Annotated in this window: 25 protein-coding genes; 10 read left to right on the forward strand and 15 right to left on the reverse strand. The window is 59.9% G+C overall.

The annotated features are described in order from the left end of the window. Positions 1–51: 51 nt before the first annotated feature. From AC4CWF_RS26950 to AC4CWF_RS26965, 4 genes are all read right to left on the reverse strand, one after another. Positions 52–687: an NrsF family protein gene (locus tag AC4CWF_RS26950; RefSeq protein WP_491288365.1), complete on the reverse strand. Its 636-nt coding sequence runs from the start codon at positions 685–687 to the stop codon at positions 52–54. Between the two features lie 283 nt (positions 688–970). Continuing rightward, positions 971–1,528 (reverse strand): sigma-70 family RNA polymerase sigma factor, encoded by a 558-nt coding sequence (locus AC4CWF_RS26955; protein ID WP_491288367.1) that lies wholly within the window; start codon positions 1,526–1,528, stop codon positions 971–973. A 97-nt stretch (positions 1,529–1,625) separates the two neighbouring features. After that, positions 1,626–2,240, reverse strand: a complete 615-nt coding sequence (locus AC4CWF_RS26960; RefSeq protein WP_491288369.1) for a TetR/AcrR family transcriptional regulator — start codon at positions 2,238–2,240, stop codon at positions 1,626–1,628. A gap of 170 nt (positions 2,241–2,410) precedes the next feature. Beyond that, complete coding sequence (locus AC4CWF_RS26965; protein WP_491288371.1) at positions 2,411–2,830, reverse strand: CopD family protein; 420 nt, start codon at positions 2,828–2,830, stop codon at positions 2,411–2,413. A 336-nt stretch (positions 2,831–3,166) separates the two neighbouring features. Here AC4CWF_RS26965 and AC4CWF_RS26970 point away from each other — a divergent pair, with 336 nt between their 5' ends. The 5 genes from AC4CWF_RS26970 to AC4CWF_RS26990 all read left to right on the forward strand — a co-directional run bounded on the left by AC4CWF_RS26970 (position 3,167) and on the right by AC4CWF_RS26990 (position 9,091). Beyond that, positions 3,167–4,504 (forward strand): tetratricopeptide repeat protein, encoded by a 1,338-nt coding sequence (locus AC4CWF_RS26970; protein WP_491288373.1) that lies wholly within the window; start codon positions 3,167–3,169, stop codon positions 4,502–4,504. Positions 4,505–4,531: 27 nt separating this feature from the next. Then, positions 4,532–5,014, forward strand: coding sequence for a hypothetical protein (locus AC4CWF_RS26975; RefSeq protein WP_491288375.1), 483 nt, complete (start codon positions 4,532–4,534; stop codon positions 5,012–5,014). A gap of 88 nt (positions 5,015–5,102) precedes the next feature. After that, a complete protein-coding gene (locus tag AC4CWF_RS26980) occupies positions 5,103–6,743 on the forward strand; it encodes a thiamine pyrophosphate-binding protein (protein WP_491288377.1) in 1,641 nt (546 codons plus the stop codon). Next, entirely contained in the window at positions 6,715–7,872 is a 1,158-nt protein-coding gene (locus tag AC4CWF_RS26985) for an OpgC family protein (RefSeq protein ID WP_491288379.1), read from the forward strand. Before AC4CWF_RS26980 ends, AC4CWF_RS26985 begins: the two co-directional genes overlap by 29 nt. Before the next feature lies 1 nt (position 7,873). Further along, on the forward strand, positions 7,874–9,091 hold the full coding sequence (locus AC4CWF_RS26990) for a CaiB/BaiF CoA transferase family protein (protein ID WP_491288381.1): 1,218 nt from the start codon (positions 7,874–7,876) through the stop codon (positions 9,089–9,091). A 58-nt stretch (positions 9,092–9,149) separates the two neighbouring features. On the opposite strand, the gene AC4CWF_RS26995 is transcribed toward AC4CWF_RS26990, so the two are convergent. The 10 genes from AC4CWF_RS26995 to AC4CWF_RS27040 form a co-directional block, all read right to left on the reverse strand. Further along, the gene (locus tag AC4CWF_RS26995; RefSeq protein WP_491288383.1) at positions 9,150–9,614 is read right to left on the reverse strand and encodes a YHS domain-containing (seleno)protein; all 465 of its coding nucleotides are present in this window, start codon (positions 9,612–9,614) and stop codon (positions 9,150–9,152) included. A 68-nt stretch (positions 9,615–9,682) separates the two neighbouring features. Continuing rightward, entirely contained in the window at positions 9,683–10,231 is a 549-nt protein-coding gene (locus tag AC4CWF_RS27000; protein ID WP_491288384.1) for a hypothetical protein, read from the reverse strand. 126 nt (positions 10,232–10,357) lie between these two features. Continuing rightward, positions 10,358–11,164 (reverse strand): CE1 family esterase, encoded by an 807-nt coding sequence (locus AC4CWF_RS27005; RefSeq protein WP_491288386.1) that lies wholly within the window; start codon positions 11,162–11,164, stop codon positions 10,358–10,360. An 88-nt stretch (positions 11,165–11,252) separates the two neighbouring features. Next, positions 11,253–12,403 (reverse strand): IS3 family transposase gene (locus AC4CWF_RS27010; RefSeq protein ID WP_491288388.1). Its coding sequence is split into 2 segments (ribosomal slippage): positions 11,253–12,136 and positions 12,136–12,403, totalling 1,152 coding nucleotides; the frame shifts between segments, so codons are not numbered across the junction. Between the two features lie 152 nt (positions 12,404–12,555). Continuing rightward, positions 12,556–13,905, reverse strand: coding sequence for a DUF3100 domain-containing protein (locus AC4CWF_RS27015; protein WP_491288389.1), 1,350 nt, complete (start codon positions 13,903–13,905; stop codon positions 12,556–12,558). Between the two features lie 253 nt (positions 13,906–14,158). After that, positions 14,159–15,685: an aldehyde dehydrogenase family protein gene (locus AC4CWF_RS27020; protein WP_491288260.1), complete on the reverse strand. Its 1,527-nt coding sequence runs from the start codon at positions 15,683–15,685 to the stop codon at positions 14,159–14,161. A 30-nt stretch (positions 15,686–15,715) separates the two neighbouring features. After that, positions 15,716–16,597, reverse strand: coding sequence for an NAD(P)-dependent oxidoreductase (locus AC4CWF_RS27025; protein ID WP_491288261.1), 882 nt, complete (start codon positions 16,595–16,597; stop codon positions 15,716–15,718). A gap of 127 nt (positions 16,598–16,724) precedes the next feature. Further along, on the reverse strand, positions 16,725–17,636 hold the full coding sequence (locus AC4CWF_RS27030) for a LysR family transcriptional regulator (protein WP_491288262.1): 912 nt from the start codon (positions 17,634–17,636) through the stop codon (positions 16,725–16,727). 65 nt (positions 17,637–17,701) lie between these two features. Then, positions 17,702–18,601, reverse strand: a complete 900-nt coding sequence (locus tag AC4CWF_RS27035; protein ID WP_491288264.1) for a VOC family protein — start codon at positions 18,599–18,601, stop codon at positions 17,702–17,704. A gap of 18 nt (positions 18,602–18,619) precedes the next feature. Next, the gene (locus tag AC4CWF_RS27040; RefSeq protein ID WP_491288265.1) at positions 18,620–19,420 is read right to left on the reverse strand and encodes a serine O-acetyltransferase; all 801 of its coding nucleotides are present in this window, start codon (positions 19,418–19,420) and stop codon (positions 18,620–18,622) included. 85 nt (positions 19,421–19,505) lie between these two features. Between AC4CWF_RS27040 and AC4CWF_RS27045 the strand changes: the two genes are divergently transcribed. Both AC4CWF_RS27045 and AC4CWF_RS27050 read left to right on the forward strand, forming a co-directional pair. Continuing rightward, positions 19,506–20,432: a LysR family transcriptional regulator gene (locus AC4CWF_RS27045; protein WP_491288267.1), complete on the forward strand. Its 927-nt coding sequence runs from the start codon at positions 19,506–19,508 to the stop codon at positions 20,430–20,432. Positions 20,433–20,542: 110 nt separating this feature from the next. Continuing rightward, positions 20,543–21,691: a M20 aminoacylase family protein gene (locus tag AC4CWF_RS27050; protein ID WP_491288268.1), complete on the forward strand. Its 1,149-nt coding sequence runs from the start codon at positions 20,543–20,545 to the stop codon at positions 21,689–21,691. 145 nt (positions 21,692–21,836) lie between these two features. Here AC4CWF_RS27050 and AC4CWF_RS27055 read toward each other — a convergent pair whose 3' ends face one another. After that, positions 21,837–23,000: a tyrosine-type recombinase/integrase gene (locus AC4CWF_RS27055; protein ID WP_491288270.1), complete on the reverse strand. Its 1,164-nt coding sequence runs from the start codon at positions 22,998–23,000 to the stop codon at positions 21,837–21,839. Positions 23,001–23,077: 77 nt separating this feature from the next. Here AC4CWF_RS27055 and AC4CWF_RS27060 point away from each other — a divergent pair, with 77 nt between their 5' ends. From AC4CWF_RS27060 to AC4CWF_RS27070, 3 genes are all read left to right on the forward strand, one after another. Then, positions 23,078–23,356 carry a type II toxin-antitoxin system Phd/YefM family antitoxin gene (locus AC4CWF_RS27060; protein WP_268159870.1) on the forward strand — a complete coding sequence of 93 codons (279 nt, stop codon included), beginning with the start codon at positions 23,078–23,080 and terminating at the stop codon, positions 23,354–23,356. Beyond that, complete coding sequence (locus AC4CWF_RS27065; protein ID WP_491288272.1) at positions 23,343–23,774, forward strand: plasmid maintenance toxin (PemK-like); 432 nt, start codon at positions 23,343–23,345, stop codon at positions 23,772–23,774. The genes AC4CWF_RS27060 and AC4CWF_RS27065 overlap by 14 nt, the downstream gene beginning before the upstream one ends. Positions 23,775–23,991: 217 nt before the next feature. Further along, positions 23,992–25,122: an RHE_PE00001 family protein gene (locus AC4CWF_RS27070; protein WP_491288273.1), complete on the forward strand. Its 1,131-nt coding sequence runs from the start codon at positions 23,992–23,994 to the stop codon at positions 25,120–25,122. The last annotated feature ends 104 nt before the right edge of the window (positions 25,123–25,226 follow it).

Raw genomic sequence — 25,226 nt, forward strand, 5'->3', positions numbered from 1 at the left:
AAATAGCACTCAGCCTGCCTCTTGGCAGCGGGATACGACGGGCAGATCGGGCTACCAGCGCAAATAACGCCTGCCGGCGAAATATCCGGCCGTCACGACGATCAGCGTGGCAAGAGGATACCAGGTGACGACAAACAGCGGGCTGTCGTCGAAGCAATTGGAAGCATAAAGCGTCGCTGCGATGCTGGCCGAGACAAGGCCTGCCAGCGCACCTGCAAGCCCCGGATTTTCAGGAGCGCCTTGGCGCATGGCGAAAAAAAGAAAAAAGCCCGGGAAGACGGAGAGCGCTGGAATCATCGTCAGGCAATGCAACGCGTTGCGACCCGTCAGTTTGCCGAGCCAGAGATCAGACGGTATCACGATCAGCTCCACAACGGTCGCCGCGACAAGAAGGGCTGGCGCCAGTGCCAGGAGCCATCGGCGCGCGCCAGGTCTACTCCCGGGGCGCAGGGCAGGGCCCAGCAATGATGTGGCCGCCGCCAGCAATGACAGCGTCACGATGAACTTGAAGACGAACCGAACCGTCTCGATGGCATACGCGATATCCGGCCGAAACCCGATCGTCAGGAAGAATGCAACAGCTGCAAGTGCGGCTCCGGCTGCAACGGCGCCTGATAACGCCATTCCCAGCTTGACCGGTCGCCGCGTATCCTCAGCCAGCAGGGTAATGAGTTGATCTGTTTTCACGCGGCAAACTCCTGGCCTTGGGATTTCATTCGTCGATCGTCTCGGTCTCAACCCACGGCGTTTGCCTGCATATCCAAACCGGGGAGAAATCGTCAATCAAGACAGCGATAGCGTGGTGCATTCCATTTCTCATCTAAAGTCACGATAAGGACGTTTGATATGGGTTGCGCGCACCACGATGGAAAGTGCGTCGATCGTTTCGCTTTGCCCTGCTGAAATATCGAATTGACATCGCAGCGGGGCGGGGCCTTCTGGACCGGGAGTGCAACGAGACGGCGTGTAGTCATTTGAATTGCCCGGAATAGCGGGCAGACAATGCCTTGAGGGCCCGATGAAGCGCCACACGGACCGCCACTTCCGTCATCTTCAGACGCGCGGCCGTCTCGCGCACGCTTGACCCCTCGATGGAGATCGCCTGAACAATCGTGCGCTGCGGGTCTCCCAGGCGACCGAGGATCTGTTCGATGGACATGCGATCCGACACGTCCAGCCCTGCATCGCTTTCGAGTGTCGAGATCACGTCCTCCAAGGGGACGTTGACGCGCCTGCCTCTGCGCCGAAGGCTGTCGATCAGCTTGTTGCGAACGAGGGCTGCCATCCACGGACCTAGGGGTCTGGAAAAATCCCAGGTGCCCCGTTTGAGATGGATAGCCAAAAGCACTTCCTGAACCACGTCTTCTGCCTCACTTGACGGCACGCCCCACTGTTCGCATCGTTTGCGGGCCATCACACGCAGATGGGGTGTGATGGCTGTCAGCAAGTTATGATATGCGCGTGTATCGCCTGCGATTGCGGATCTCATCCACAAAGCCCATTCTTCTTCGCGGGCCAGGTTGTTCATCCGATCAATCCAAGTTCGCAAAAGCCGGTGCCATCGTTACAGGGCACACCGCAAGTTTTTGTCCAAAACCTCAAAAGACACCCCATGTCACTGAATCTCACGCATTAGACGGTCCCGCCTGCATGGCTGCATCGGGTTCAAGGAGGGCAAAAACAGGCTTTATCAGTCCGTCCAGCAAGTGCTTTTCCGGACGCGTGCGTGCAAGCACCCGGATCCCGAGCAAAATCCCAAGCAGTGTCCGGGCAAGATCAGCTGCCGTCTGGTGATGACCGATTGTTCCGTCCTGCTGACCTTGCTCCACACAACGCGCGAAAAATCTCTCGACCTGAACAAGAACGCCGGCCACGACACGCTGAAATTCTTCGTCATGGGGCGCAACCTCGAGGGCCGAATTGACCAGCATGCAGCCCTTCCGCCTCGTATCGCCGAGAGATCTTTCGATGATTTCGTTGAAGAAGGCGATTAAGGTCTGACGCGGAGGCTTCGATTCAAACCGCCCGACGCGGTCGTGGAAACTTCGATCCACGTAAAGATCCAGGGCACGTCGATACAATGCCCGCTTGTCGCCAAACGCATTGTAGACGCTGGCAGTCGTCAGTCCCATTGCCTGGGCGAGATCCCGGATCGATGTTGCTTTGTATCCGCGTTCCCAGAACTGTTGCACGGCCAATTCCAGCACCCGTTCCTCATCGAATTCTCTTGGCCGGGCCATGGGATCTGTCTCTTGGAAATTTGATCGCGCCGCCCGCAGAGGTGAGAACAGCGCAAGATTGGTTTTATAACGATCGATTTAAAATGCAATCACGGCCCGATCACCGTTGCGCGTCTTCACTTCCACATCGATCAGGCAGGGGTCATCGAGACGGCACCTGCCACGTCAATCTAGAACGGCTTCACGACGGCAAGCCATGCAATGGCCGCGAAGACGGTAAGGATTGCAAACGCCGCCGCCCCGAACAGCGGGTGGATCGGTCGGCCGTGCCGCAGCAGCCTCTTCAGCGCCAGGGCTTCCAGGCTGTGCAGGCCGCTGAGGACGATGGCCGGGATCATCTTCACCAGCAGCCAGAGCGAGCTGTCCCACCCCGCGCCGAAGGCCATCGTGAAACCTGCCATCCAGACGATGGCAAGCGCCGGTGTCGTGACCAGTCCGTCCCAGCGTAAAACGGTTTCGCCGAAGCGGCGGACGTCGGTTGCCTCTGGCGCAGCAATCGCGGACCGCAACACCAATGCCATCGCCAGCATGCCCCCGATCAGAGTGACGACGGCAAACACGTGGATCGCCTTGACGTAGAGGTACATCATGCGTCACGCCGCGCCACAAAACCGGCGGCGGTGGCTGCCCCCGCGCGGTGTCGATGACGACCGGCCCGTTTTGCTGGCGCTGCGATCATGGCGTCCCGTCCTTCCAGCCCAGAGGCCAACATCGGCTACTCGCAGGCACATTCGCAGGTCTGCATGCCTTCGTTACAGCCGGCCCTAAAATTCCTCTGGCGCCTGGCGTCGAGAGAGCCGGCCCTGCTTCGGCCGCGAAAATCTCCCGGCCTCTGTAACGAATGCTGTGCCGCAGCCGTAAACGCCAATGTGGACGATGATGACGGATCCTGATGGCCCGCCAATGCGTCCCCAAGGAGCAAACGTATGAAACGTGATGCATATGGTCTCGTGACCAGTAGTGACAGCTGCGAAGCGCAACGGGCATTCGAGAATGCAGTCTTCGGTTTGGCGGCTCATCGCCCGAGCACCGGTTCGGCGCTTCAGGCGACGATTGCGGCCGATGGCCATCACGTCGCGGGCCACGTGCTGAAGGGTTTTGCCAATCTCATCCTGGCGCGTTCGGAACTTACGGTGCCCGCCGTCGATGCCTTGAACAACGCACGCACCGCACTGGCTGCAAGGGACGGGGGAACAGGTGACGAGCGTCTGCTGGTCAAGGCGCTTGAGGCGGCTGCCACCGGCTCCTTTGCGCAAGCAGCCGACCTGCTGGATGACGGTTTTGAAGACCGCACGACTGTCTTTCTCCCGTTCAAGATTTCGCAAGCCCTGCGTTTCATGCTGGGCGATGCCGCCGGCATGCTGAGCGCCAGCACGAAGGCGGTCGACGCACTGGATCTGGCAAGCAATTCAGCCGGCTTTATTCTCGGCTGCCACGCCTTTTCGCTTGAAGAACATGGGCGATATCAGGAAGCTCTGGTTGCTGGCCAACACGCGGTCCTGCTGCAGCCGGATGACGCCTGGGGGCTTCACGCCGTCTCCCATGTTTTTGAAATGCGAGGCGAAACGGTCGAAGGCATCGAGTGGCTTGAAGGCAGCCGCAAGGCCTGGTCCCGCTGTAACAACTTCTCCTTCCACATGGCCTGGCATCTTGCCCTTTTGCATCTGGAACGAGGCGATCACGAACGCGTCTTGCAGATCTACGACGACGAAGTCCGCCCGCAGCAGACGGACGATTTCCGCGACATGGCCAATGCCGTCTCGCTTCTCTGGCGTATGCAACAGTCGGGCATCCAGGTGGGTGACCGGTGGCTGGACGCCGCCGAAATCGCATATCGCCGGCGCACCGACACAACCTTGATCTTCGCCGCCCTTCATAACCTGGCGGCGATGGCGGCGGTGGGTGATCGCAATGGTATGGCCGAACTCGTGGCGCAGATCGAAGCCAAGGCCCTCGGCGTCGATGATCAGGCGCGAGTCGCTGCCGAAATCGGCGTTCCGATGGCGCGTGTGCTGGCGGGCCTCGATACACCGGCCGACCAGCGCGTGATCGATCGCATGGTGGCCAACCTCCCAAAGATCGGCGGCAGCAACGCGCAACGAGACTTCTTCGTTCTTGCTTTGGCCAGAGCTGTCGGACACGGCGGCGACAAGGCTGCTGTGTCGCGGATCGGAGAGATCCGCCAACGCCTCAAGGCGGATGACCGCCTGTTCCAGTCCATCCAGTCCATCAAGCGGTCATCAGGCAGAAGCCTCTCTGCCTGATGTTATCCGCAACCAAGGAGAAAGTTGATGTCTATGATGGAAATGCAGAAATCGCCGATCTTTCCGGATATTCAGCCGGGCCTGGCGCGGACCATCGTGTTGTCGGGCCTTGCCGCAGACATCACGTGGGAGATCTGGGCTCGGGTATTCACCCCGCTCTGGGTCGGCGGCCCGCTGGAACCTGCCGGTCTCGTGCAGTCCGTCTTCGGTTTCAGCAATCCGCTGGCCGCTGAAGCCATTCACGCCATTGTCGGCATCATCTTTTATCCGATAGGTTATCTTTTCATTGCCCGGCCGCTTCAGCGCCTGATCTTTCCGAAGTTGCCTCTGTTGTTGACCGGCATCGGTTTCGGTACCGGCCTCTGGATCTTTGCGCTTTATGTCATGGCGCATCTGTTTGCGGGCCTGCCGCCATTCCTCGGCTTTATCACGCTGACCTGGGCGTCCCTCATCGGCCACATCCTGTTCGGCATCGTCGTCGCATTCGTCGTGCGTGCCTTGGAACGCTAGGACGTATCAAGAAGAAAAACCTGCCCGGCCCCATCGGCTGGGCAGGCTGCGTTGTGTGGAATAACTCTCACGGAAGTGGCTTGCCTCAATGTCTCAATCCCGAAGCCTGGCCCGAAGTCTGAACCGCGTTGCCGACATCGTTGCAAAGACCCTCCACGCACACGATGTGCGCCATGCCTTTGGTGTGCCGGGCGGAGAGGTGGTGACACTGATCGACGCCCTGCAAACGGCTGGAATAACGTTCCATCTCGCGCGTCATGAAACGTCTGCGGCCATCATGGCAGCGGGTGCCAGTGCCATGACTGCTCATCCCGAACTGCTGGTAACAACCGTCGGTCCGGGTCTTGCAAATGCCGTCAACGGCATTGCCGATGCCGTGCAGGAACGGGTTCCGCTGGTGGTCATTTCTGGTGTCGTCGACCGTGCCACGCGCGCACGCTACACGCACCAGGTGATCGACCACGCTCAGCTGTTGCGACCGCTCGTCAAGGCATCGTTCGAAATCGAGCCTGAAAGTGCCGCCTCCACCGTGGCGCGCGCCTTGGCGATTGCCATGACAGACCCGATGGGGCCTGTGCATCTGGATCTTTCACCGGCAATTGCTGCAGCATCCAGCATGGAAACATCTATTCCCGCGCCCCCGAAACGGTTTGCGGCCGCCGTTTCCGGGACAGACCCCGCTGTTCGTTTTCTGTTGGAGCGCATCCAGGGTGCCGATCGGCCGTTGCTTGTCGCGGGCCTTGAAGCCGCCCGCAGTCAGGCCGGACCCGCGCTGCAGCATCTGGCAGAGACCATCGGCGCCCCTGTGATCACCACCTACAAGGCCAAGGGTGTCATCCCGGAAGACCATCCGCTGGCGCTTGGTGCCGCGGGCCTGTCGCCGCTGGCAGATGCTGTTCTCCTCCCGTTGGCACGGCAAGCGGATCTGGTGCTTCTCATCGGTTACGATCCGATAGAAATGCGTCTTGGCTGGCTGGATTTCGTCGCCGATCCGGCAAAGCTGGTGGAGATGTCGAGCATCCTTCCCGATCACGCCATGCATCACGCTGGCACCTGGATCGGTGGCGCGCCGTCACGCATCCTGCAGGCCCTCAACGGCGCGCTTGCGCAGCGCAGGACATGGGCGGATGGAGAGCCTGGGGTGGCGAAAACGGAGCTTCGGCGGATCTTTTCAAGAAAACAGCCTTGGGGACCCCATGCAATCATCGATCATTTAAACCGCGTTGCCGGTCCGGGCGGCCTCGTGACAGTCGATAGCGGCGCTCATCGTATCCTTCTGTCGCAAAAATGGGTTGCGACCCAGCCGCTCACCCTTCTCCAGTCCGCCGGTTTCTGCACCATGAATGCGGCCTTGCCACTGGCGATCGGCGCAAAGGTTGCCGATCCGTCGCGGCGGGTTTTTGCCGTGATGGGTGACGGCGGCCTCGAAATGGGCATCGGTGAGCTTGCAACTCTTCGCGATCTCGGCCTGCCGGTAACCGTCGTTCTGTTCCAGGATCGCAGCCTCGCGCTGATCGCCTTGAAGCAGGCATCCGCCGGGCTGCCTTCGGTCGGTGTCACTCTCGGGGAAACGGATTTTGCGGCCGTCGCGCAAGGATTTGGCGGCCATGGTGTGAATGTGGAGACGATCGATGACTTCCGTAACGCGCTTGAGGACGCCGGAAGACGTCCGGGCTTCAGCCTTATCGCCTGCAGGTTCGATGCCAGAGCCTATGACGGCGCCTTCTGATACACAGGCGAAACAGGCGTCGGCTGCTCACAAGACAAAGCGTCCCCGCGACCTGCGCCTCGATTTCTTTCGCGGCATTGGCATGCTCATCATTCTGCTTGCGCATATCCCCGATGATGGCTGGGCGCTCTGGATACCGGCACGCTTCGGCTTTTCGGACGCGACGGAAATGTTCGTCTTTCAATCCGGCATGGCATCGGCGATTGCCTTTGGCTCGACCTATGATCGCCAGGGCGCAACTGCGCTGATTGCGCGTGTCGGACACCGCATCTGGCAGATCTTCTGGGCTCACATTGCCGTCTTTGTCGTGGTTGTTGCCATCATGGTCCTGGCGGGAACACGCTATGACGGCGTCACCTATGTCGAAAGCCTCAACCTCGTGCCCTTCATGAAGGATCCGGGCGGCCTGCTGGTCGGATTGCTGACGCTGACCTACGTGCCGAACTATTTCGACATCCTTCCGATGTACATCGTCATCCTGGCCCTGATGCCATTGATGATCTTTGCCTCGAACGTGCATCGTTACCTGCCTCTTGCCCTGATGGTTGCCTTATGGTGTGCAACCCAGCTCGGACTGACACGCCTGCCGGCCGAGCCCTGGTCGGATCGCCCATGGTTTTTCGATCCCTTCGGCTGGCAACTTCTGTTCTACAGCGGTTTTTTCCTCATGCGTGGCACGCTGCCATCGCCGGGCTATGACCGTCGTCTGATGGTGCTTGCCGTTGCGATCGTGATCGTCACGGTGCCCTTCGCATGGGTTCATTTTCATGCGGTCCATCCTTTCTTCCAGAGGGCGGCCGAGCAGATCGCTCCGCTGACCGACAAGACCGATTTCGGCCTGCTCCGCTTCATTCATTTCCTGGCCCTCTGTTATATCGCTGTGCATCTTGTCGGCGAAAAGGGTGCGCGCCTGCGCGGTCGGGTCGTGCGTGTGCTGACCGTCGTTGGACAACAATCGCTCGCCGTCTTCATCACCGGCATCGTCATCGCTCAGCCGATCGGCATCGCTCTTGATCATGCCGGCCGTACGACCACTGCCGAAGTGATCGGCAACCTCATTGGCTTTGCCATCCTGATTGCGGCTGCCTATCTCGTTCGCTGGTTCAAAATGTCCCCCTGGAAATCGTGAAATGTCGACGTCTGACCACCAGAAGCCCCAAAGCCTCGAGGGGCTGCGCATCCTCGACCTCTCTCGCATCCTGGCCGGGCCGACGGCGGCGCAGCTTCTCGCCGATCTGGGCGCGGATGTCATCAAGGTCGAGCGGCCGGGAGCCGGGGATGATACGCGCAGCTGGGGGCCGCCCTTTGTTGCCAATGCCGATGGAAGCGACAGTGATCTCAGCGCCTATTTCCTCTCGGCCAACCGCAACAAGCGCTCGATCGCAATCGATCTTGCAACCGAGGACGGGGTCGCGCTGGTCAAACGACTGGCGGCGATGTGCGATGTCGTCATCGAAAACTACAAGCCCGGCGACCTCGCGCGTCGCGGCCTTGGATATGACGACCTATGCGGGGTCAAGCCGGATATCGTCTGGTGTGCGATTTCAGGCTTTGGCCAGACAGGGCCTTACGCTGATCGCACCGGCTATGATTTCCTGATCCAGGCCATGGGTGGCATCATGAGCATCACCGGCGACAGTGACGCGGATGGAGGGCGGCCAGTCAAGGTCGGTCTCGGCATTGCGGACGTCATGTGCGGCATGTACGCGACGGTCGGCATCCTGGCCGCTCTTCGCCACCGGGATCGCACAGGTGAAGGCCAATATATCGATCTGGCGCTTTACGACGCCCAGGTGGCCTGGCTGATCAATGCAGCAACAAACCATCTGGTCTCCGGCAGGATACCGGCACGGATCGGCAACCGGCATCCCAACATCGCGCCCTATCAGACCTTTAAGACGGCGGACGGTGACATCGCGATCGCCGTTGGCAACGATCAGCAGTTTGCCCGTTTTTGTGCAGCCATCGGCGCGCCGGAACTTGTCCACGACGCGCGCTTCGCCCGCAACCGCGACCGGGTGGTGAATATCGATGCGCTGGACGATCTTGTCACCGAGGCCTTGAAAGCGCAGACGGCGGAACAATGGGAGCGACGTCTCATCCTGGCCGAAATCCCCGCCGGGCGGGTGGCAACCATCGATCAGGTCGTGTCCAATCCGCACACGCTGGCGCGGGAGATGGTGGTGGACATGCAGACGCCGGAGGGGCAGCCTCTGCGCCTTCTCGGCAACCCTTTGAAAATGTCGGCGACGCCCGTTCGCCTTCATCGCCCTCCACCGCATCTTGATCAGGATCGCGAGCATGTATTTCAGATGCTCCGCGACTTCGAAGAAAAGCGCGCGCCGTAGAGGAAGACACGCCGCCGCACCGCAGTTCCGGCGCCCCTTTGACGCGCGCTCGCCTAGCTCACGGCGCCGGTTGCGCCCTCACGGTGTCCCAGTTGGCATCTGCCTTCTTGATGTAGCGGCCCCGATCGGATTTCCAGGTGCGGGCGATATCGTCGCTGTAATTGAGATAGAGCTTGTTATCGACAACAGTGAAGGCTTGCGGCTCTGTCGTTGCCTTATAGCCACGGGCCGTTCCGTAGGCGCAATATCCGTCATATTGGGGCGCGTAGCGCTCCGGCTCCCTTGCAAAGGCGTCACGATGGAGCGCCGAGGCAAAATGAAAGACGGCGCCTTTGTACGTGCTGGTGAAATCTGCGGACCCCTTTACCGGCCGCTGCTCCGTGAAATAGGCAACCGGGTCATAACCGTTTATGGCAATGCCACGGGTGCTGTAGATCTCATCGGAAAAAGCCGGAAAAGCCGCCGACAAAACGAGAACTGCGGTCGCTGTAATGGTCAGAAGACGCGTCGTTGAAAGGTTCATGATCTTTTCTCCGGCATTGGTTTTCTCTGGACTGTTTCTCTGGCACTGGAATGACGTTCGGAGGGCGGTTACTGTGCGGACATGGCAAGCGCCACACGCCGGCGAAGGTGCTGGATTTCGAGATCCTTTTCCGCAGATTGGCGCATAAGCGCATAAAGACCGGCCTTACGCCCCGGTGAAACCTCCCAGAACTCCAGTCTGAAGATCAGAGGCACGGTGTCTGCAGCATCGCTGTCACCGCAGGCCTTCCCATCGATGGCCGTCTGCGCAGCAGAGATGAAACCCCAGAGCTTCAAAACATGCTTGCCGTCGATATCGCATTGAGCCGTTGCCTTGATGGTCGTTTGCGGAGAACCAACAGCCTGATGGAGATCTGCGGCTGACGTCAGAAGCCGAAACATCAAGCTATCGGCAACGGGCGATAGTTCGCCCAGTGAAGTGGCGGATCTTATGGCTTCCCCGGGGCGCTCGACAGCGTAGGCGATGGACACGTCAAGATCAGATTGGGCCAGCTGAGCAAGGGCTGGTGTTATTGCCTGCCCCCAGGTGGCGGCTGCTTTCACCATGCGCTCGGCAGCCCGGTCGCAGGTGGCTGGGCAGGTTATGGCATCGAGCATGGCGGCATTCCTCGTTTGAACCGGAAGGTGCGGGGGGAGGAGGGCCGCTTGGGCGTGCGCCTCACCATTCACCAGTTCGCAAACGATCGGTCAGCCGTTACATCGAGGGGCCAAATTTTGGCGCGATCAGCGCGGAAAGCCGATGGCGGTCAGGCCTGCATCAAGCATGTCGGCGCGTGCTTCATGGCCGCCATCGTGGATGCACATGAGGCTGTCGCCCCGCAGGCAGCCCTCCACCCGTTCGCACAGGATGCCGTCAAGGGTGATCGGCGCAGCATGTTCGCGATCACATCCGGCTCTTGCGCGCAGGATGGCCATGCTCTCATAGGCGTTTCCCTGATGAAGGTTTTCGCCAAGGGCGCGCCCTGCAAGCGGAAAGGTCCTGTCCGCTGTCCCGTGGAAATGAACGACTGGGGGAATATCGGCAACGCAGTCTTCCGGCTTCGGAAGCGGATCCCAAAAGACACCGGAAAACGTCAAAACGGCAACAGCTTTGCCACCCTGCTGGCAGGCGGTGTACCAGGCCATGGAGGCGCCGAGCGAGAAGCCGCCAATAATCGTCTGGTCAGGCGTAAAGCCGTAACGTTGATTGAGATCTTCAAAAACACCGGCGATAAACTGCTTCTCATCCCGCCCGTGTCGCGCACTCTGCGCAAACGACCAGCTTCCCCCGAGACCGTCGACTGCGACATAGGCAAGATGATGCGCAAGAGTTGTTTCCACGAGGCTGCGTTGCTGCATCTGCGTGGTGGCCGATCCTTTGTAGCCGTGAAAATAAACGTAGACCCCACGAATGTCGCCATCTGCCGGCATTGCGATCAGATAGCTGCCGTCCTTGATCCGGCAGGCTGTGGCACCGCCGCAGGCAAGAGCGACTTGGCTCGGCAACACTGCGCAAGCAAGAACAACGAGAGAGGCGAGGCAAAGGCGCATCCGAGGTTTCCTGACGAACGAGTTCGATCCGGCTATGCTTGTGATGCACGATGGACTTGCCTCGGAAAAGTGGAGAGGCATTTTCAGATCAAGCGGCCAGTCTCTCGAACTGTGCGGAGCTTAGGTAGTTAAGCGCCGAGTGCCGACGGGTGGGATTGTAGAAGCCATCGATATAGCGGGCAATGGCATTTTCAGCCTGGTTTCGGGTTTGATAGATCGTCCTCCAGATCAGCTCTGATTTCAACGTCTTGAAGAACGTTTCGACCATGGCATTATCATAGCAATTTCCCTTTCCCGACATTGAGATCAAAATGCCTTTGCTGCGCAGGAGCGCCTGATAGTCGATAGAACAATATTGACTGCCACGATCGGAATGATGGACCAGGCCAGGCTTTGGACGCCGCATGACAATGGCCTTGCGAAGAGCGTTGAGTGCCAGTTCGCGGTGCAGCCGGTCACCAACAGCCCAGCCGACGACGCGGCGAGAGAACAGGTCGATGACGACGGAAAGATACAGCCAACCCTCGCGGGTCCATACGTAGGAAATATCAACACCCCATTTCTGATTGGGGCCGATTGCGGCGAAGTCCTGATCGATGATGTTGGGTGCAATCGGGAAAGCATGCTGGCTGTCGGTCGTGCGCTTGAACCGACGCTTCTGCCGGGCATGCAGGCCATTGTCTCGCATCAGCCGTGCTGTGCGCCTCCGACCAATGGCAAAGCCACTGTCCTGCAATTCCCGCGTCATGCGTGGGCTGCCATAGGTCTCGTGAGACAGCGCATAGGCCGAGCGCAGATGCGCGAGCATCACCATGTCCTCGCGCTGCCGACGACTTGCTGGCCGGTCTTTCCAAGCGAAATAGCCACTCTGGCTGACGCCCAAAACTTTGCAGAGGCGGTGTGCGGGGAATTCATCTTTCGCCTCGTCGATGAAACGGAACTTCATCGACTTCCCTCCTTGGCGAAAAAAGTCGCGGCACGCTTCAGTATCTCACGTTCCTGCCGAAGGATTTCGTTCTCCCTGCGCAACCGTTTCAACTCGGCCGCCGTGTCCTCGGTGGCAGCGGATACCGCCGGCGCATCCATCGCCCGATCACGGCTACGGCCGATCCAGCGCACCAGCGTCGATAGGCCGACGCCCAGGTCCTGTGCGATCTCACGCTGAGTCCGCCCGCTCGTCTGCGCCAGCCGCACCGCTTCGGTCTCAAATTCCTTCGTAAAATTCTTCTGCTTCCGCATTCCGGTTTCCTTTCAACTCAAGAAAACCTCTCCACTTTTCCGAGGCAAGTCCAATCGACCTAATCCAGTGAGGTGGTAGGCAGACCGCAACTTGTTTGTTGCTCCCATAAGCCGATCGAAGGCGAAGGACCGAAGTCCCCCGCCACCTCTCGCTAGTGGAAGAACTCGGCGATAATGGTGCCGAAGATGAAGGTTCCGGCGTTGGCGACCAGCGAGACGACAATAATGCGCCAGCCAAGTTGTTTCAGGATCGGTAGATCTTTTGCTAACGAAAGACCGGCAAAAGCAAGAACCGGTGTTACGAGTGGCAGCAGAGCCATCTTGGTCGCAAGCGGGCTGACATAGGCGGCGAGCGGCGAGAACGGTGCAGTCGCGAACACAGCAAGCAGGGAAACCCAGCAGACTAGTGGGATCTTCAGGAATGCAAGCGCGCGATGAACCAGATATCCTCCCACTGCGATCACGCCCATGATAAGCATGGCAGGCAGCGCGTCGGTTGGAGACGTTCCCGTTGCAATCCAGTTGCCGAGCAGGGCAACGCCACCGGAAACGATCAGCGTCACGGCCATCAGCCAGACCGGCGTATCTTCGGCCTTGGCCACGGAAGAGAGCGCCTCGTTCATTTCCGTCGATGTGCTTTGTGTGTTGCCATAGACGGAACGCTTGGGCGATAGCACCGGCTCAAGCTTGTAATACAGCCAGTTGGCGAGAGGTAGCGACAGGAATAGGGTGAAATAGGTGCCGACTGTCGTGGTCAGCAGGTTCGTCTCCGCCGCGAATGCTGCAATCTCCTTGGCATCAGCCGGATGCTGCGCCGTAATGGCTGCGACGGCGGCAGACATCATGCTGCCGGAACCGACGCCGGCCCCCATGGCCAGAGACCAGGGATGGAAGATGCCAAGGCCTGCCATGGTTCCCGCCAGGAAGGCGATGAAGAGCGCGCCGAGCACCGTACCGATCACATATTCGGCCAGCACGCCACGGCCCTCCGGCGAATTCATCCCGTAACGTTCGGAAATGATGGCAACGGAAAATTCGCGCCCGATGGAAAATGTCGCACCGACAGCTTCGCGCTTGATCCCGAGTATCAAGGCCAGCGGCAGGGCAAAGACCATCGTGCCCAGGAAATGGCCGAGCTCCTGAAACACCAGCGCCCAGCCCGCCGCCGCGATCTTCGGCAGAGATTCACCAATGATGAAGCCAAGCTTCACCACAAAGAAGCCGATCGCCACCTGGATCAGGGCCGAGGCCAGGAATTGCGTCTGCACGGAGGATTGCCGTTGTCCTGGCATGTTGCGATGGATGACACTGATAGCCGCGCCAATCAGCAGCGCCCAGACGATCGGAAAAAGGACCACTTTGGTGATCCCCATTGGCACCGTAATGTTGCCGATAGCCTCTGCAATAAGAACTGCAAAGATCATTGCAACGCTGAGAAGGATGAATTGAAAGACCGGACCGCGCGAAACTGCCGCCTCGGATGCTGGCTTGTAACTCGACATGTGCATTCCCCTTTTTGTGTGTCAGGGCCGTTGCACGCGGCCAAGACTGCTGGAACCTGCACAGTGAACGTTACAGTCTCGTTCATGGGTAGAAGGCCAGACCGGTACAATGTGTTGCTTCCAATGCAACAGAGCCTGGAAAGGGGCAACCGGATCTGAACCTGCCATTAGCGGTAAAGACGATGCCCCGCCCACGATCCGCAGGCGGCGGCAATCGAATGGTGGGGCGGTCCAGCGTGATGCCGGTCAGCGATCAGCCGGCAACATAGCCGAAGGTCACTGCGGGCTGGGCGGCGGTTTCCACCCACACGCTCTTGGCCTGGGTATAGGCCATCAAGGCATCGCGGCCGCTGGAGCGGCCATAACCGCTACGGCCGAAGCCGCCGAAAGGTGACATGACGCTGATCGTCTTGTAGCCGTTGATCCAGAAGGTTCCGGCGCGAACCTGCGCGGCAACCCGATGGGCGCGACCGACATCCTGCGTCCAGACAGCACCGGCCAGACCGTAAGGATTGTCATTCGCCAGCGCAATTGCCTCTTCCTCCGTATCGAAGGGCGTCACGCCGACCACTGGGCCAAACACTTCTTCACGGGAAATGCTCATATCGGGCCGTACCTCGTCCAGAATGGTCGGTGCGAAGTAGTAGCCTCCGGTATGATCGAGGCTTTCGGGTCGCGCTCCACCCGCTGCCAGTCGCGCACCTTGGCTCATACCTTGGCGCACCATGTCGCCGATCTTCCTCCACTGACGCAGGTTGTTGATTGGCCCCATATGGGTGGTATCCAGCGAAGGGTCACCCACGGAGATGCGGGCTGCCGCCTGTGCGTATTGTTCCACGAACTGGCGATGAATGGAGCGATGCACCAGAAGCCGTGAACCGGCCACGCAGCTCTGGCCGGCGCCGCCGAAAATCGCCGCCTGAGCGCCGGCGATGGCACGCGGAATATCGGCATCGCCAAAGACGATGTTGGCGGACTTGCCACCCAGTTCCAGAATGCAGGGCACGACATTGCGGGCTGCTGTCGCGGCAATGCTCGATCCAGCGGCAGCCGATCCGACGAAGACGACGAGACCAGTTTTTCGATGGGCAACGGCGGCCTGACCCGCAGTTGGACCCGCACCCGCCAGAACGTTGACGAGACCTTTTGGCGCGCCGCCCCGTTCGCAGAGAAGGCCCAGGATGAGCGTGCTGAGCGGCGTCAGCTCGGAGGGTTTGATCACCACGCCATTGCCTGCGCAGATGGCAGGCGCGATTTGCCAGCCGCCGGTAAAGAGCGGCGCATTCCAGGGTGTGATCTGGACGACGACACCAACGGGTTCATGCCTCGTGTAATTCAGGTGGCTCGTCGGCACGGGGATTACCTCACCATGCAGCTTGTCGCACCAACCCGCATAGTATTCGAACATCTCGGCGACCTTGATTACCTCGCCGCGAATGTCGCGGATCGGGCGCCCTGCGGAGCGGCTCTCCACCTCGGCAATGACCGCTGAATGTTCGCGGATTTTCCGGCCGATCTCGTTCATCACCCGCCCGCGGGCGGAAGCGGTCAACTTCATCCATTCTTTTTGTGCCAGCTCGGCGGCAGCCATGGCGGCATCCACCACGCTCGCGTCTGCATCGTCAAAGGTTGCGAACACCTTGCCGTTGGAAGGATCCGTCAGGGAAAGGCTTTCGCCGTGACCCGACATGACTGCACCGTCAATCAGGCTGCCGATCGTCTCGGTACCCAGAATGTCCTTCATCAGCTTCGCGATGCGTACACCCGGCTCCATGTTCATGTCTAAGCTATCCATAGTCCTGTTCCGCCTTTAGTTTTTCGCTTTGAACGCGCCCATGCGCGTGAAGTCGTCGCTATCCGCCAGTTCCGTCGAGCCGGTCCACAGGTTTGCCACCTGTTCGGCCAGCGGCAGCTGCGCACCGATGCTGTCGGCAAGCTTTTTTGCCAGCCGCACATCCTTGCGCATCAGGCCCATAGAAAAACCGCTGTCGAAGCGATCGGACATGACCCAGGTGGGGAAATGCACTTCGCTGATCATCGATTTGCCCGAGGCAGCATTCACCACGCGCAGTGCTGCTTCCGGGTCGATGCCAGCCGCCACTGCCAACTTAAGGCCTTCACCCGTCGTGATCATGTGTGCGGCGGCTAGCAGGTTGTTGACAAGCTTTGCCACATTGCCCGCGCCGCTTGGGCCAACATGCAGGGCCTTTGCCGCCATGGCCTCGATGACCGGGCGAGCAAGAGCCAGATCCTCCTCGGAGCCACCGATCATCATGGTCAGCTTGCCTGAAGCGGCCCCTGCCGGGCCACCGCTGACGGGGGCGTCCAGAAAACCATGGCCTAACGCCTCCAGCCGCTTTGCCAGATCGCGGCTGACATCCGGTTCCGAGGTCGAGGTATCGATGATGATCACGCGTTGGCCGGTCTTTGCCTTGAGGAGATCAAAATGACCTTCGACAACGCTGCGTACATCCTGCGCCGTCGGCAGCGAGAAAACCAGAAACGCGCTGGCTGCAACCAGGTCCGCAATGGTGGACTGCGGCAAAACACCTTCATCCTCGGCAAGTTTGCGACGAACGGCAGAAAGGTCGAAGCCGAGCGTCCTGAACCCTTTGGTGGCGAGCGTCTGGGCCATGCCCAGCCCCATGCTGCCGAGCCCGATCACGCCGACGGTCGTCTTTACTTCAGGCATGTTCCCCTTATCCTTCTGTTCTATGCAAAGTTCATCGCGCACTTTGATAGGGTCAGGCTGACATCTGCCGACCGTTTGCGGTAGCGGCAGGACCGACAACAATGCGTTGCAGCCTTGGCAACACCCGTCATGTGCCCTGAAACGCCGACATGGCGGTCGCAAGATGGCTTGCCAGGCGCTCTACAGAATTGGGGAGACGGCGCCTCGCCTTGACCATCAGATGGGCGGAGGCCTCGTTCAGCAGCGGATCGGAGAGTTCAACCGCCTCCACGGTGCCGCGCGCCAGTTCCGTCGCCACAGCAAAGCGCGGCAGATAGGTGACCCCGAGACCCGCCACCACGAAGCGTCTGAGCACATCGAGCGATGACGTATCGACCACGGGCGCAAGAGCCAGTCCATGATTGGCCGCTACCCGCCCCACAAGATCAGTCACGCCGTGCCCCTTGCCCAAAAGGGCGCAAGGCAGGGGCATGCATTCCACAATCGATATCGTCCCCCGGCCTGCGAGGGGGCTTGATGGGTGAAGGATGGCGCAGAGCGGCTGCCGGGAAATCGCCAGCGAGCGGATTTTCGGCTCGATCAGCGGGTTGTAGGCGATACCAATATCGGCATCCCCTTCGATCACGGCCTGCATGACCCCCTCGGTACCGCCGAGATGGACCGCATAGCGGATCGATGGATAGACATCCACGAAGGCTTTCAGCCCGTGTTCGATCAGATCCGCCAGGAATCCCTCACCGCAGCAAATACGAACGCGGCCCTGCTGGACGCCTTTCAATTGCGCCAGTTGCTCCTCAAGCAGGCTCCCGTCTTCGAGAACGCGCTTGCCATGCTCCAGCACAAGGGCTCCGGCATCCGTCAGCGCAACGCCGCGGCTGTTGCGGTCGAACAGAGGTAGGCCAAGATTTCGCTCGATATCTGCCACCTGCCGGCTGACGATGGATGGCGCGATGGAGAGATGCTCGGCTGCGCCGCGGATGGAACCGTAACGAACCACCGCCATGAATATTCGAAGGGCCTTGGCGTCCAGTATCTCCATGTTTCACTCGTCATTCGCATCCGCTTGCGGGAGCAAGGTTTCCGCGCGGTGCAACAGCAGCATGATCAAACCGGCACGCCGGTTTCCGAAAAGGCAATGAAGACATTGCCATAAGGGACTGCTTCCAGAAGCCTGATATCGTCCGGCCCAAAACTGGCTGCAATCTCGTTCCCGGTGAGGATCGCAGCCACATCGGTGAGATTTCTGACCCGGATATGAACCGCTACGCAAGAGGGGCCAGCATTCTCGCGTAAACCAAGCGGCACAGAACCATAGCGGCGCTCGACACCATGTTGATCCGTTACCACATAGGCACCGCGTCCGGTTCGTGTCCCAAAGCCGTCTTCCAGTGCAAACAGGCTTTGCTCGCCATAAAGCCCTGCCAGTCGTTCACGCACCGCAGGCTGATGCGCCTTCTCCGCCATGATCGTCAGCTGCGAATAGGACATGGCGCCATTCCGGTGCGTGCTCCACTGCGGGACATAGATTAAATCTGGCCGATGCTGCTGGCAGATGAAGTTAGAAAGACGCGGAATCTCCGGTGAGGCCAGGATTTTCAGAGTCGTTGACGTGCGATCCGGCGTGCCATCCGGACGCTTTACATCCCGCCCGAAGGCGATCGTTCCCTGACAGGCGATGCCACGCTCAATCACCTGTGCCGCATCGGCTTCCGCCGCGTCGCTATTGAGTGCCGTCAGCGCGATGCCTTCGCGCTCGTGAAGGTGGTCATGGACGAAGCGGCCAAAACGAAAATCGCCCGCAGCATAGCTGTCCAGCAGGGTTTCATCATAGATGCTGACAAGCTCGATCAGCGAGCGGTCCATGATTGCGATGCAGGTGCTGGTGCCCCAGGGGTGGCGGCTCTGCGGCGCGAAGGTGAAGCCCAGCGCACGGAACCGTTCGACAGCCGCATCGAGGTCCCGCACCGCAATTAGCGGATGGTCGATGCCAAGAAAGCCGGTCATGCGCAAATCTCCTTGCAGTCAGATGCCTTTGAAGGATGTTTCGGTGCGGGGTTTCCCTTTTGCCGGAACGCCCGCCACGGTGGTTCCCGGCTCCACATCCTTCAGCACCACGGAACCGGCGGCGATCACGGCCCCGGCACCGACGTCGATGCCGCCAAGAAGGACAGCGTCGGCGCCGACAGTGACGCCGGAACCGAGGCGCGGATGGCGCCGTTCGCCGGTATCCTTCAGCGTACTGCCAAGCGTGACGCCGTGCCAGATGCTGACGTCATCACCAATGATGGCCGTTTCTCCGACGACGAAGCCCAGCCCGTGATCAAGCCAGATTCCCTTGCCGAACCGTGCTGCGGGATGAATATCCGTAGAGAATGCCCGCCCAAACACCGCCTTCAGCGCCAGCGCCAGGTCGCGTTCGTCTGTCGTCCAGTAAAAATGCGCGACACGATGGGCCAGAACGGCATGAACGCCGCGCGAATACAGAAGTGTTGCCGAAAGCCCGCCGGGCTCGAAGTTCTTGCGCGCTGTTGTCTCGATATCCACTAGTGCCGCACCGAAGCTTTCGGCATCGGCTTTGAAAGCTTCCATGGCGTGGTACCGAAGGCGCGCGGCATCAGATTGGCCCGTTGCGGCACTTGCCAGGATATCGGCCAGCAAATCAGCGGCATCGCCGGGTTCGATGGGGGAAAGACCAAGCAGGGTGGGAATACCAGGCTTGCGCCGGTACAGATCCGCCACTTCGGCCAGAAGGCGTTCGGCAATCGTCTGATACGGTCTTTCCTGCTGCTCCATGCTACCTCTTCCGTTCCGAAGCTCGGTCATGACGCAGTGTTCCTTGTACAAATCGCCAGGTCCAGTTAATAATTGTAAGGTAATCAATTAGGAAAAATGGACAAAGGTGTCTCCGGTGGACCTCCAGAGACTGAGAACCCTGCGCGAGCTTCACCACCGGCAGACCATGGCTGCCGTTGCTGACGCGCTCCTGATTTCGGCCTCTGCTGTGTCGCAGCAGGTGGCGCTGCTGGAGGCCGAACTGGATGTAAAATTGATCGAACGCCGGGGCAGGGGCGTGACCTTCACTCCCGCAGGTTTGCGGCTGATCGATCACGCGGACCGGATTTTCGGGCTGGTCGAGGCTGCGAGAACCGATCTTGCCGCGTTGAAACAGGTTATCTGCGGCGAGATTCGCATTGCTGCCTTTCCCTCAATTGCGGCAACGGTTTTGCCTGCCGCCATGCGGCTTGCGCGCGAGCGCCATCCGCAACTCGATGTGACACTGTCGGCCATGGAGCCATCCGAAGGGCTTGCGGCGCTCAGATCCTGGCAAACGGACATTGCCCTGATCGATGATCTGACCTTGACGCCGGATCCGGCGGATGAGCGGGTGGACAGGATCTTCCTGCAGGAAGATGAGCTTTTTGCCATCCTTCCCGCGTCTCACAGGCTTTCCGTGGCCGAGGCTGTGAGCCTGGCTGATCTGCGTGGAGAGAAATGGGCGCTGGATGTGGCCTCGAATGTGTATAGCGACGTCATTCGCGAGCGTTGCCGACAAGCGGGCTTCGAGCCACAGGTCAACGGATATTGTAATGATTTCGAGGTGGTGCTGGCCCTGATCAAGGCAGGCTGCGGCATATCGGTAATGCCGGCCTTGCGTCTGCGCCATGTGGGGCGGGAGGTTTGCATCAAGCAGTTGAACCCTCCGATATACCGCCGGATCATGATAGCCATCAGGGCCAAGGAAGCACGCAATCCCTCGCTGTGCGCCTTTATCGACGTTTTGCAGGAGGCGGCACGGGATTTCATGCCATCGCAAGGGACGGTAGGCGTTGCGTGAGACAGAACAATGCGTTGCGCTCCTTCGCTCTTCAAAGCTGCTCCACAAATTGCGAAGATGACAATAGAAGCCTATCCCGCCCATTGCATCCAATGCCAAAGGATTTCGACATGAACGCTCTCTTCTCTGAAAGACTTGAAGAGGCTTTGCGCTGGCGGCACCATCTGCATGCCAACCCCGAGCTTGGTTTTCAGGAAATCGAAACCGCGCGGTTCATTGCGGAAAGGCTTGCAGAATGGGGTTATACTGTTCGCACCGGTTACGGCCGTACGGGCGTTGTCGGAACTCTGACGAAGGGAACCTCTCGCAAGACATTGGGCATTCGCGCCGATATGGATGCGCTTCCCATCACCGAAGAGACGAACGCAGCCTATGCCTCCAGGACGGCTGGGGTGATGCACGCCTGTGGCCATGACGGGCATGTGACGGTGGCGCTTGCAGCAGCACGGGAATTGTCCCGCGAGAGCTTTGACGGCACCGTTCATTTCATCTTCCAGCCTGCAGAGGAAAATGAAGGCGGTGCCCGCGCCATGGTGGAAGACGGGCTGTTCCGCGATTTTCCTATGGATGCGGTGCTCGGCATGCACAACTGGCCGGCGCTGCCGGTTGGAACGCTGGTGGCGCGCGATGATCAGATGATGGCAGCCTTCGGGATCTTCGAAGTGCAGGTCATCGGTCGTGGCGCCCATGGTGCCATGCCGCACGAGGGAGCCGATCCTGTGCTGGCCGCCTCGCAAATCGTCAGTGCGCTGAACACGATTGCGAGCCGAAACGTCTCTCCGTTGCAGGCATCCGTGGTGTCGGTCACCCAGATCCACGGAGGTGACGCCTGGAACGTCATTCCCGAACGCGTGTTGATCCGCGGCACCACGCGCTGGTTCGACGCGAACGTCGGGGATACGCTGCAGGCGCGGCTGGAACAGGTTGCCCGGTCCGTGGCCGAAGGTTTCGGGTGCCGCGCCAAGATCGACTATCAGCGACGTTACCCGGCCACTATCAACAATACAGAAGTTGCAGCGATGGTGCGTTCGCAGGCGGCTGCGGTTAACCTGCAAGTCATCGATGCCGCGCCTTCCATGGCGGCGGAAGACTTCGCCTTCATGCTGAACGAGAAGCCCGGCTGTTATTTCTGGCTGGGTGCTGCCCGCACCACGGGTGACAATCCCGGCCTGCATTCGCCCCGCTTCGACTTCAACGATGCGATCATTCCCTTCGCTGTCGAAATGTGGCGTTCTACCACGATGAGATATCTGCAATAGCTGGAATGACGACAGTGCTCGACACCGAAGCTGCGTTCATCCTTCGTCACAGTGAAGTGGAACGGGTGTAAACTGAACCGCGCCGAATTTGCGGGAGGCGAGTTTTGCCTAAACCATTCGGCTATAGCCGATGCCGATTCGCTTCTCAGTCAATAAGTCTTGCTGCTCTTCCGCTCCGTCTGGTGGCGCTGTTGTAGTATTGCGATGCCTGCTGGACGGATCGATGGCGTGACTGCTCCATGGCTTCAGGCAGCGGAATGCCGCGATTGGCTGCCTCGGTAAGGTAGCCGGAGCGCAGGCCGTGGGCGGAAAACTCCGCAGGGTTCAGCCCGGCCATGGCGGCACGCTGCTTGACGATGTCGTTGATGGCCTTAGGATCCAGCGCTCGCTTTGAGACATTTCCCCAGCGATCAATGGCGCGAAACACACTGCCTTTGTCTATCCTGGCGAGCGCCAGCCAAGCATTCAGCGCATCGACGGGCCGGCCAGTGAGGTAGACAACCTCTTCGTTGTCGGCGCCGCTGGTCTTAGTGCGACCGAGATGGATGGACAGCGAGGGCAGGGGAGCTGACCCTTCAACCGGGATTGGCGCTTCCATGCCCAACTGTTCCTTTCGAAGGCCTGCCACTTCACTGCGACGCCGACCGCCGGACGCAAAAGCAACCATCAGGATCGCTTTGTCCCGGATATCGCGCAGGCTGTTGGTCCGGCAGGTGCCAATCAGCTTCGAGAGGACGTCGCCCGTCAAGGCTTTCGCGCTCTTCCGCTTCTTCGGTCGCGGCGTTGCGCGGACCGCCAGCCGGATGGCGGATTTAAGGGCAGGGGAGGTGAATGAACCCTGCAACCCACGCCATCTGGTCAGCGTCGACCAGGTGGCAAGGCGCCGGCGTACAGTATCAGGCGCATGGGGACCAGATGATCGAAGAAAGCCCTGGAGACGAAGCTTGTTCTCCACATCGGCCGGCATTCCGTGCTCGGGATCCGCCAGGCGCTTTTCCGCATCCCAAAGATGATGAGCGATGAACTTCAGCAGCATCGCTTCAGGAGCAGGCCAGGGGAGGGAGCGGCCGGTCGCTGTCAAAGACCAAGCCTGTAGATAGGCGAGATCTGAGGTAAGCGCGCGCAGCGTGTTCGTGCCCATGCCCTCGTTGACGAGATGACGGAGTGTCTCGACATCCTGATCCGTAAGCAGCTCGGCGAGTTCGTCTCGGCGTTCCAATGGCAGAACGGCGGCGATCGTGTCCAATTCTTCCAAACGCCGCGACACCGACTCGTTCGTCGGCAGTGATACCGGCGGCTTTCGCGTCATGGCATGCGCCCCGCGGTACGACTAGGTTTGCAAAAGTTCCGGAAAGCCCGTATATTCCGGAACAAAGGAGATCTGCCATGACGTCGATTGTGACAGCAGCTGCGGTATCGAAGAATTTTGGCGCATACCAGGATGCGGCCGTGCGAGAGCCGGTCATCATCACCAAGAACGGCCGGCCGCGCACGGTGCTCATGGCCTATGAGGATTACCTTCGTCTCGCCAAGCGGGACCGTCGGGTCGATCTGACGGCTGCGATCAGTGACGACGAACTTGCCGCGATCGAGGCTTCGACGATGGAGCCGGGCCTGGATCATCTCAATGCTGAACTGCTGATGGACAAGAATGCTGCCGATTGAACCCAAGGTCGGCTGGGTCTTTCGCTATTCCTATCTCTGGCATTGGCAGCATCTGGACGGACGAGAGGAGGGGGACAAGGATCGCCCGGCTCTCGTGCTGGCCATTGTTGCGACGCTTCAGGACGGGACACCTGCAGTACGTGTCCTGCCGATCACCCATTCCCCACCATCCGATCCCCGAGATGCGATCGAAATCCCGCCGGCCACCAAACGCCGCCTGGGTCTCGATGACGAGCGATCCTGGATCGTGCTGATCGAAAGCAATCGTTTCGTCTGGCCGGGGCCCGATGTTCGCCCTGTTGATAGCGAGAGCGGATATCACGGGCCGCTGCCTCCGGCGCTCTTCGAAGAGGTGAAACGTCGGTTTGTTGAGCTCGCGAGAAGCCAGCGTCACAAGGCGACCATTCGCAGCGACTGAGCTGTTCTTCATCCAGTTGTCTGTCATCGAAATTCGCGCGTCCAGCTCTGATCTTCGCCGTTGTTGACTGCGACTTTAAGCTTTCAGAGCCGTCAAATCAATCACTTCCGATAAGGGTTACTTATCGATGGTTAGAGCGCCAACCCACAATCATACCATGTGGCAAACCGTAAAATTCATATAGAGTTCCTTTAAGAAATCATTTACCATAATTTCAATGGCTTACGATCTCGCGAAAATCAGCATGACAGCCTTGATGGAGCCGGCTTTTCGCGCCGGCATCGAACTGGCGCGTCTGGACGAACGCATCGCCCGTTCGGCGATCGGCGCCGGCTGGATCGAGCGCACCCACTTCGTTGACGCCTGCGCTTCGCTGTGGATCGACGGCGAGCTCGTCCATCTGGAAGACCTCGTCCTGCACGACGCCACGCGGGATATTCGCACACCAACCCACGAGCTGACAATCGCCCGCGACGTGCTGCGCACCCGCCGTCGCATCGCTGCACAGTTGCCGGACTGGGCCTTGTCCGCAGAGGGTATCCGAACTTTGCGGCAAACGTCGGAGATCACGTTGACCGGTACAGAGGCGGCGGAGGCCGCCGGCACGGTGCGCAGAGCTGTCGCCATTGATGCGGAAGGGGAGGGGGAGGATGTCGATGACGTGGACGATCTCCCCGGCGTCGACCTTGCTGCCATCGATGCGACGTTGGCCCGATCGTCGGCCGCGATCGAGAATGCCAAACGGCCCGGCCGTGGCAGCGCTCAGGACAAAGATCCGATGATCTACGATCTCGACTGGGACGAGGAAGCGCGGCTCGACGAATGGCGCGGCGTCCTGCGCAAGGCTCAAGACTTGCCGGCGGTGCTCCAGGCAATCGTCGCTCTCGACGCCTGGAACGAACTTTCCGTGCTTCAGCACGCTCCCTGGCTCGGCTGGCTGCTGGCCGCCTCCATCTTGCGGGAAGCGGGCGTCTCCACTGGGGTGCATCTCGCTGCCATCAATCTTGGCCTGAAAACCATTCCGGTCGATCGGCGCCGGCATCGCGATCGCGAAATTCGGCTGCTCGCCATCGCCCACGGATTTTTGGCGACCGCTGAGATCGGGATGAAGGAGCATGACCGGCTGACGCTGGCGAAAACGATGATGGACCGAAAACTCGAGGGGCGTCGGACATCTTCAAAGCTGCCCGAGCTCGTCGACCTGGTGATGGCGAAGCCATTGGTGTCGGCCGGGATGGTGGCGAAAACGCTCGACGTCACGCCGCAGGCGGCGCGGAGGATTGTTTTGGAGCTGGGCTTGAGGGAGATGACGGGCAGGGGGAGGTTTCGGGCGTGGGGGGTAATCTAGCCGACGATAGATGGATAGGGAATCTATGCTGTACGAAGCTGTCCATGGAGCGCGGCCGCAGAAAATGCCTCGAGATACATCTGGTTAACCCTCATGCTTTCCGT

Source organism: Neorhizobium sp. PAMB6630 (assembly GCF_058242775.1).

Excerpts from the sequence above, each read along its gene's own strand:
- AC4CWF_RS26955 (WP_491288367.1), bottom strand. The coding sequence starts at position 1,528 with ATGAACAACCTGGCCCGCGAAGAAGAATGGGCTTTGTGGATGAGATCC.
- AC4CWF_RS26960 (WP_491288369.1), bottom strand. The coding sequence starts at position 2,240 with ATGGCCCGGCCAAGAGAATTCGATGAGGAACGGGTGCTGGAATTGGCC.
- AC4CWF_RS26965 (WP_491288371.1), bottom strand. The coding sequence starts at position 2,830 with ATGATGTACCTCTACGTCAAGGCGATCCACGTGTTTGCCGTCGTCACT.
- AC4CWF_RS26970 (WP_491288373.1), top strand. The coding sequence starts at position 3,167 with ATGAAACGTGATGCATATGGTCTCGTGACCAGTAGTGACAGCTGCGAA.
- AC4CWF_RS26975 (WP_491288375.1), top strand. The coding sequence starts at position 4,532 with ATGTCTATGATGGAAATGCAGAAATCGCCGATCTTTCCGGATATTCAG.
- AC4CWF_RS26980 (WP_491288377.1), top strand. The coding sequence starts at position 5,103 with ATGTCTCAATCCCGAAGCCTGGCCCGAAGTCTGAACCGCGTTGCCGAC.
- AC4CWF_RS26985 (WP_491288379.1), top strand. The coding sequence starts at position 6,715 with ATGCCAGAGCCTATGACGGCGCCTTCTGATACACAGGCGAAACAGGCG.
- AC4CWF_RS26990 (WP_491288381.1), top strand. The coding sequence starts at position 7,874 with ATGTCGACGTCTGACCACCAGAAGCCCCAAAGCCTCGAGGGGCTGCGC.
- AC4CWF_RS26995 (WP_491288383.1), bottom strand. The coding sequence starts at position 9,614 with ATGAACCTTTCAACGACGCGTCTTCTGACCATTACAGCGACCGCAGTT.
- AC4CWF_RS27000 (WP_491288384.1), bottom strand. The coding sequence starts at position 10,231 with ATGCTCGATGCCATAACCTGCCCAGCCACCTGCGACCGGGCTGCCGAG.
- AC4CWF_RS27005 (WP_491288386.1), bottom strand. The coding sequence starts at position 11,164 with ATGCGCCTTTGCCTCGCCTCTCTCGTTGTTCTTGCTTGCGCAGTGTTG.
- AC4CWF_RS27015 (WP_491288389.1), bottom strand. The coding sequence starts at position 13,905 with ATGTCGAGTTACAAGCCAGCATCCGAGGCGGCAGTTTCGCGCGGTCCG.
- AC4CWF_RS27020 (WP_491288260.1), bottom strand. The coding sequence starts at position 15,685 with ATGAACATGGAGCCGGGTGTACGCATCGCGAAGCTGATGAAGGACATT.
- AC4CWF_RS27025 (WP_491288261.1), bottom strand. The coding sequence starts at position 16,597 with ATGCCTGAAGTAAAGACGACCGTCGGCGTGATCGGGCTCGGCAGCATG.
- AC4CWF_RS27030 (WP_491288262.1), bottom strand. The coding sequence starts at position 17,636 with ATGGAGATACTGGACGCCAAGGCCCTTCGAATATTCATGGCGGTGGTT.
- AC4CWF_RS27035 (WP_491288264.1), bottom strand. The coding sequence starts at position 18,601 with ATGACCGGCTTTCTTGGCATCGACCATCCGCTAATTGCGGTGCGGGAC.
- AC4CWF_RS27040 (WP_491288265.1), bottom strand. The coding sequence starts at position 19,420 with ATGACCGAGCTTCGGAACGGAAGAGGTAGCATGGAGCAGCAGGAAAGA.
- AC4CWF_RS27050 (WP_491288268.1), top strand. The coding sequence starts at position 20,543 with ATGAACGCTCTCTTCTCTGAAAGACTTGAAGAGGCTTTGCGCTGGCGG.
- AC4CWF_RS27055 (WP_491288270.1), bottom strand. The coding sequence starts at position 23,000 with ATGACGCGAAAGCCGCCGGTATCACTGCCGACGAACGAGTCGGTGTCG.
- AC4CWF_RS27060 (WP_268159870.1), top strand. The coding sequence starts at position 23,078 with ATGACGTCGATTGTGACAGCAGCTGCGGTATCGAAGAATTTTGGCGCA.
- AC4CWF_RS27065 (WP_491288272.1), top strand. The coding sequence starts at position 23,343 with ATGCTGCCGATTGAACCCAAGGTCGGCTGGGTCTTTCGCTATTCCTAT.
- AC4CWF_RS27070 (WP_491288273.1), top strand. The coding sequence starts at position 23,992 with ATGGCTTACGATCTCGCGAAAATCAGCATGACAGCCTTGATGGAGCCG.